Raw genomic sequence first — 6,387 nt, 5'->3', positions numbered from 1 at the left:
TTTATCTGTTGTTTGTCGAATCCGTCGAGAACGGATTTTGCTATTGGAGTTTTAAATAATTTTGATTGTTTTACGAACGGTTCTATTTGCTCTTAACATATTAATGATATCAATTATCAATTGCATTGACATATTTCTCCTCCAATTTAGAATGCGAATCTCTTATTTACGCTTGGATGCGCATTATGAAAAACATTTCAGTTGTTATTCTTACCTCTATTCTTTCTTTGAGCAGTTATTCAGCAGTAGCCAAAGAGCCAGAAAAATCAGTGATTGCTCATGTTACTTCAGCTACTGCAAATACACTGAGTATTACGCATGCAGCTGGTGTCACTAAAGTTCATAAGAACCCTCAGCGTGTAGTTATTTTTGATTTTGGTACCTACGATTCGCTAGATAAGTTGGGCTTAACCAATCGCGTTGTAGGGTTACCAAAATCGATTCCTAGCTATATAAAAGATAAGGTGTCTCCTGCCGTCTCTGTCGTTGGTGGGATGAAAGAGCCAGATCTGAAAGCAATTGAACTACTTCAGCCTGATTTGATTATTATCACGGGACGTCAAGGGGGTTCATATGATGCACTATCGGCCATTGCGCCAACTATCAGTCTGACAACAAGCCCTAAAGACTATTTAATGTCGATTAATAAAAATGCAGAGTTGCTGGGCGCTATTTTTGGTAAAAAAGAAGAAGCGAAGAACCAAATCAATTTATTATCCCAACAATTAACGTCTATCAAGACAGAAAAAGAGCCTTCACAGCTGTCTGCATTAACGCTAATTCATAATGATGGTAGGTTTGCTGTAATTCATCAGCCTATCATTTTTGACGTTTTAGGCATGAAGCCAGCGAAGGGAATACAGAAAGAGCGTGCGGATAAGAAAAAACGAGTCCCGCTCACGACGCATGAAATTGCCCAAGCAAATCCAGATGTGATTTTTATTGTTGATCGTAGTGCAGCCATTGGAGCTACTCCGCTAAACAAAATGCAATTTGAAGATGCAGAGTTACGTTCAACGGCGGCATTTAAAAATGGAAAAGTAGTATATCTCACGCCTGATCTTTGGTACTTGTCTGGCGGTGGGCTAGAGAGTACGGCTGCACAGATGACAGAAGTGGCAAACGCACTTTAGTTTCATGCTACGGCGGTATAGCTATATACCGCCAATGAAACACATTATTTTGCAATCTCGGTTTTATCTTTATTTATCCAAAAATCAGGCAAAGGATCGGTTAGACTAGGCACAGTTTAGTCAGGATGAGATCCTTGTTTCATGTCTAATAGCCATACATCACTTGCTGAATTCACAACATTCGGTATTAATGCCCAAGCAAAAAATATCATCACTGCCACTTCCCCTGACGCTTTGGCGGAAGCATGGCGCGGTGCTGTCGAGCGCCAAGAGCCGGTGCTGATCTTAGGCGACGGTAGTAACGTTTTATTCTTAGAAGACTTTATCGGAACCATACTGCTTAACCGAATCAAAGGAATCAGTGTGGCTGACGATGAGCATAGCTGGCGGCTGCATGTTGGTGCAGGTGAGAATTGGCATGAGCTAGTAAGCTATTCGCTTGAACAGGGAATGTCAGGGCTTGAAAACCTTGCCCTGATCCCTGGATGCGCAGGATCGGCACCGATCCAAAATATTGGCGCGTATGGTATCGAGTTCCAAAAAGTTTGTGAATACGTTGATGTGTTGAATTTACGTACAAATGAGTCGTTTCGTTTAACAGCGGATGAGTGCCAGTTTGGCTACCGAGAAAGCGTTTTTAAACATAGTTATCGAGACGGCTATGCGATTGTTGCCGTAGGGCTACGGTTAGAGAAACAGTGGCACCCTGTTTTGAACTACGGTGATTTAGCTAAGCTTTCACCTGAAACTGTGACGCCTAAACAAGTGTTTGACTCTGTTTGTCATATGCGAATGACTAAGCTACCAGACCCTAAAAAAACAGGGAATGCAGGAAGCTTCTTTAAAAATCCTGTAGTGAGTGCAGCGGTTGCCGCGCAGATTAAGTCCGAGTTTCCTGAAGCACCTATGTACCCACAAGCCTCTGGTGAGATGAAGTTAGCTGCGGGTTGGTTAATCGACCGGTGTGAGCTGAAAGGTTTCCAAGTAGGCGGTGCAGCGGTACATCAACATCAGGCGTTGGTACTCATCAATTTAGATTGTGCAACAAGTGGGGATGTCGTTGAGCTAGCCAGAGCCGTACGTAATCGCGTCGCACAGAAGTTTGGCGTATGCTTAGAGCCTGAGGTTCGTTTTATATCCGCGGTTGGTGAAGTTAACGCTGTAGAGGTTTTATCATGAAAGATATCAGCGTTCCCCTGCGCCTAGTTAATATTCTCTCAGATGGAGAGTTTCACTCCGGCGAGCATCTTGGCGAAGTACTCGGCATGAGTAGAGCGGGCATTAACAAACACATACAGACGATTCGCGATTGGGGAATCGATGTTTTTACCGTACCTGGCAAAGGATATAGCCTGCCAGCACCTATGCAGCTATTGGATGAGGACGAGATCACCGAGCAGCTGCAGGATGGACGAGTTACGGTGCTCCCTGTCGTAGACTCTACCAACCAGTATTTACTCGATCGAATTCATGATCTTCGCTCCGGAGATGCCTGCGTAGCTGAGTATCAACAAGCCGGCCGTGGGCGCCGTGGGCGCCACTGGTTTTCTCCCTTTGGTGCAAATCTTTACCTCTCTATGTTTTGGCGCTTGGAGCAGGGGCCAGCGGCCGCAATGGGGTTAAGCCTAGTCATTGGTATTGTTATGGCGGAGGTATTGCGCGAACTGGGTGCTCCCGACGTTAAAGTAAAATGGCCAAATGACCTTTATCTGAATGATAAGAAACTCGCTGGTATTCTCGTCGAACTTACTGGGAAAACCGGCGATGCTGCAAACATTGTGATCGGTGCTGGTATTAACCTATCTATGCGCTCTCCCGATACTTCAATTGTTAATCAGCAGTGGATTAACCTGCAGGAAGCGGGTGTTCAGATCAACCGAAATGAATTAGTGGCTCGCCTGTTAAAGCGTTTACGCGATACGTTGGTTGATTTTGAAACACGCGGGTTATCCCCTTTCGTCGAGCGCTGGCGTGAACTAGATAACTTTATCGACCGCCCCGTTAATCTGCTGATTGGAGAGCAGAAAATTTATGGTATTGCGCGAGGTATCGATGCTCAAGGCGCACTATTGCTTGATAGAGACGGCGAGATTCAGCCATTTATTGGTGGTGAAATTTCACTTCGCGGTGCATGAATAGTTAGACGTTTAATAAGAATGTACACAATAAAAAGGGCATCCATCGGATGCCCTTTTTATTAATGAAGACGGCGAATTGTCACTATTTACGTAAACGAACGCTTTCAACGGCATGATTGCCGCCTTTGGTCATAATCAAACTGGCTCGTTCACGGGTTGGCAAAATATTCTGCTTTAGATTCAACCCGTTAATTTCTTTCCATAGACCGGTCGCAATCTCGACGGCTTCTGATTCTGGGAGCTGAGAGTAGTGATGGAAATAAGAGTCTGGATTGGAGAATGCCCCTTGGCGGAATTTCAGGAATCGATTGATATACCAACCCTGTAATAGCTCTTCCGGTGCATCCACATAAATAGAGAAATCGACAAAATCAGACACAAAAACGCGGTGTGGATCATGAGGATAATCCATCCCACTCTGCAGAACATTCAATCCTTCTAGAATAAGAATATCCGGTTGCTCAATAACTTTACAGCTATCAGGCACGATGTCATAGATCAAATGAGAGTATTGCGGAGCAGTAACCCTAGGGGCACCGGATTTGATCTCGGATACGAAGCGAACGAGGTTCTGAATATCGTAGGACTGTGGGAAACCTTTCTTTTTCATTAGCCCACGTTCTTGCAACACCTTGTTAGGATGCAAAAAGCCGTCTGTGGTTAGCAATTCTACCTTACGGTGTTCAGGCCAACGGCTTAATAACGCTTGTAGCACGCGAGCCGTTGTACTTTTACCCACGGCGACACTACCAGCGATCCCAATAATATAAGGGATCCTAGGGCCATTGGTGCCTAGAAATTGTTCAAGCACAGCTTGACGGCGAACGTTAGAGCTAAAATAGAAATTGAGTAAACGAGAAAGTGGCAAATATATCTGAGCAACTTCTTCTAACGAAAGATCTTCGTTAATACCCTTGAGATTAGCAATCTGCTCTTCCGTTAAGGTTAACGGCACGGAGTTACGCAATGCAGCCCATTGTTGGCGATTAAACTGTAGATACGGTGTCGCCAATGATTGATCTTTCTTCATATGCCCAATTCTGCCTGTTAGCGCGGGTCGGGAACGGCGCCTGACGCCAACTCCAGATGGATAACGAGCTGCACATTATAATCAGCTTCGTCTTTGTCGCAGAGTTTTTTTCAAAAACTTTGACTCAATCTACGTGATGGGGGGAATGCAATCAAGAAAGTAGAAGCATGAACAGGTCGTAAAAAAGCGGTAGCTAAAAAAGAAAGTGCTACCGCTAGGAGAACTTAGCTCGCTTTTGCCGACTGAGTAACGGCAAATAGTCGTTTGTAATAAATCGCGGTGGGATGATATTGACCATCAGGGGTGCAGGCGTAATCAGGAATTTCCCCCATGCAACGATAGCCCTCAGCCCGATAGAAGGCTTCTGCCGCTGAGCCAGCCTGAGTATCTAGATAAAGGAGTCCACGGTTAGCCTGCAAGGCTGCTTTTTCAAGCACCGTCATGAGCTGATGACCGACGCCTAACCTACGTGCGCTGCTGTGCACTATCAATTTTTGTACTTCGGCGCGATTGCGCCCATTTGGTTTTTGACAAAGTGCTAGCTGCACGGTACCCACTACCCGATGCTCATCACGTGCAATCCACAATAAGAGTTCACCTTTAGCAACCAGTGGACGTAGACTGTGAAAATAACACTCCGCGTCGTAATGATCGATTTGCGTGTCATATCCCAAGGAGGCTCCATTAGCCACGGCATCTGTGAGCAGCAACGCGAGCTCTTTTCGGTAGACCGGTAGGGTAGCATCGTTAATCAGAACAATTTTCATCGGTGATTCCTCCAAAAGGGGGGTAATAACACCAGAGAAGCAAAGAGCAGGCCAAGTATGGAGAACCGCACTTTACGTGGGGAGACAGCACAAATAAGTGTAGCTTTTGCTTGGTTATGGTGCAGAGCGTGCAAAATGGGTGCGTTTAGAAATGTGACCTTGCTCTGAATATTCATTTTTCCGTTCGGTATTCAATTGCGGTAAGCGCAATATCGACAAAGGTATTACAGGACGATTTCACGCCAAATTTCTGTTATTTTATGAGCTAGAAAGCAAGTAAACGGGCGTTTTTGACTGTTTTCTAACCGAAGGTGCGCAAAAATGAATTTTTTTGTTGCATAGAGCACGATCACTACCTAGAATGCGACCCACTTGATGCCGGCTTAGCTCAGTTGGTAGAGCAACTGACTTGTAATCAGTAGGTCACCAGTTCGATTCCGGTAGCCGGCACCATCAAGTAAAGCAACACCAAGTGGTGGGGTTCCCGAGCGGCCAAAGGGAGCAGACTGTAAATCTGCCGTCTCAGACTTCGAAGGTTCGAATCCTTCCCCCACCACCATTTATTCGCCTTAGAGATAGGGCATGGGATGTAGCTTAGTCCTACATCTCAAAATACATCAGTGAGGATCTCACTTCGTTGATGTAAAACTCTACAGAACAATCAGGTAGCCGAGTTCTAGGATGCGGGCATCGTATAATGGCTATTACCTCAGCCTTCCAAGCTGATGATGCGGGTTCGATTCCCGCTGCCCGCTCCAAGTATGTGCTGATATGGCTCAGTTGGTAGAGCGCACCCTTGGTAAGGGTGAGGTCCCCAGTTCGACTCTGGGTATCAGCACCACTTCTTTTCTCCTCCTCTGATTTCATTCTGTAAAATATTCAGCTAGTGAATACAAATCATTTGCTTGGTTGATGTGGTGATATCACCGATTTATCCGTGTCTTAGAGGGACAATCGATGTCTAAAGAAAAGTTTGAACGTACAAAACCGCACGTTAACGTCGGTACTATCGGCCACGTTGACCATGGTAAAACAACGCTGACCGCTGCGATTACTACCGTACTGGCTAAAACATACGGTGGTTCTGCTCGTGCATTCGACCAGATCGATAATGCGCCAGAAGAAAAAGCTCGTGGTATCACCATCAACACTTCTCACGTTGAGTATGACACCCCGACTCGCCACTACGCGCACGTTGACTGCCCAGGGCACGCCGACTACGTTAAAAACATGATCACCGGTGCTGCTCAGATGGACGGCGCTATCCTGGTTGTTGCTGCGACTGACGGCCCTATGCCTCAGACTCGTGAGCACATCTT

At 45.7% G+C, this 6,387-nt stretch carries 6 protein-coding genes and 4 tRNA genes; 8 read left to right on the top strand and 2 right to left on the bottom strand.

Features of this window, described 5'->3' with window-relative positions; translation table 11 throughout:
• The first annotated feature begins 185 nt into the window (after positions 1 to 185).
• The 3 genes from M988_RS19465 to birA all read left to right on the top strand — a co-directional run bounded on the left by M988_RS19465 (position 186) and on the right by birA (position 3,268).
• Positions 186 to 1,133, top strand: coding sequence for a siderophore ABC transporter substrate-binding protein (locus tag M988_RS19465; RefSeq protein WP_064575402.1), 948 nt, complete (start codon positions 186 to 188; stop codon positions 1,131 to 1,133).
• Between the two features lie 141 nt (positions 1,134 to 1,274).
• Positions 1,275 to 2,312 carry a UDP-N-acetylmuramate dehydrogenase gene (gene murB / locus M988_RS19460; protein WP_064575400.1) on the top strand — a complete coding sequence of 346 codons (1,038 nt, stop codon included), beginning with the start codon at positions 1,275 to 1,277 and terminating at the stop codon, positions 2,310 to 2,312.
• On the top strand, positions 2,309 to 3,268 hold the full coding sequence (gene birA / locus M988_RS19455; protein ID WP_008815923.1) for a bifunctional biotin--[acetyl-CoA-carboxylase] ligase/biotin operon repressor BirA: 960 nt from the start codon (positions 2,309 to 2,311) through the stop codon (positions 3,266 to 3,268). The genes murB and birA overlap by 4 nt, the downstream gene beginning before the upstream one ends.
• Before the next feature lie 85 nt (positions 3,269 to 3,353).
• Here birA and coaA read toward each other — a convergent pair whose 3' ends face one another.
• Both coaA and M988_RS19445 read right to left on the bottom strand, forming a co-directional pair.
• A complete protein-coding gene (coaA, locus tag M988_RS19450) occupies positions 3,354 to 4,301 on the bottom strand; it encodes a type I pantothenate kinase (protein WP_004092550.1) in 948 nt (315 codons plus the stop codon).
• A gap of 224 nt (positions 4,302 to 4,525) precedes the next feature.
• Positions 4,526 to 5,068, bottom strand: a complete 543-nt coding sequence (locus M988_RS19445) for a GNAT family N-acetyltransferase (RefSeq protein ID WP_064575398.1) — start codon at positions 5,066 to 5,068, stop codon at positions 4,526 to 4,528.
• A gap of 377 nt (positions 5,069 to 5,445) precedes the next feature.
• On the opposite strand from M988_RS19445, the gene M988_RS19440 reads away from it, so the two are divergent.
• The 5 genes from M988_RS19440 to M988_RS19420 form a co-directional block, all read left to right on the top strand.
• Positions 5,446 to 5,521: transfer RNA gene (locus M988_RS19440), tRNA-Thr, on the top strand.
• A gap of 21 nt (positions 5,522 to 5,542) precedes the next feature.
• A tRNA-Tyr gene (locus M988_RS19435) sits at positions 5,543 to 5,627 on the top strand.
• A 124-nt stretch (positions 5,628 to 5,751) separates the two neighbouring features.
• A tRNA-Gly gene (locus tag M988_RS19430) sits at positions 5,752 to 5,826 on the top strand.
• Positions 5,827 to 5,833: 7 nt separating this feature from the next.
• Positions 5,834 to 5,909, top strand: a tRNA-Thr gene (locus M988_RS19425).
• 116 nt (positions 5,910 to 6,025) lie between these two features.
• A partial coding sequence (locus M988_RS19420) for a GTP-binding protein (protein ID WP_173018271.1) occupies positions 6,026 to 6,387 on the top strand: 362 nt, incomplete at its 3' end.

The organism is Hafnia paralvei ATCC 29927 (assembly GCF_001655005.1).
Classification (GTDB): domain Bacteria; phylum Pseudomonadota; class Gammaproteobacteria; order Enterobacterales; family Enterobacteriaceae; genus Hafnia; species Hafnia paralvei.
Note: the sequence above shows the minus strand (reverse complement) of the source record. Positions and strands in the feature narration are given on the sequence as shown.

Bases quoted from the DNA above. Each gene is read 5' to 3' on its own strand.
- M988_RS19465 (WP_064575402.1), top strand. From the start codon at position 186: ATGAAAAACATTTCAGTTGTTATTCTTACCTCTATTCTTTCTTTGAGC.
- murB (WP_064575400.1), top strand. From the start codon at position 1,275: ATGTCTAATAGCCATACATCACTTGCTGAATTCACAACATTCGGTATT.
- birA (WP_008815923.1), top strand. From the start codon at position 2,309: ATGAAAGATATCAGCGTTCCCCTGCGCCTAGTTAATATTCTCTCAGAT.
- coaA (WP_004092550.1), bottom strand. From the start codon at position 4,301: ATGAAGAAAGATCAATCATTGGCGACACCGTATCTACAGTTTAATCGC.
- M988_RS19445 (WP_064575398.1), bottom strand. From the start codon at position 5,068: ATGAAAATTGTTCTGATTAACGATGCTACCCTACCGGTCTACCGAAAA.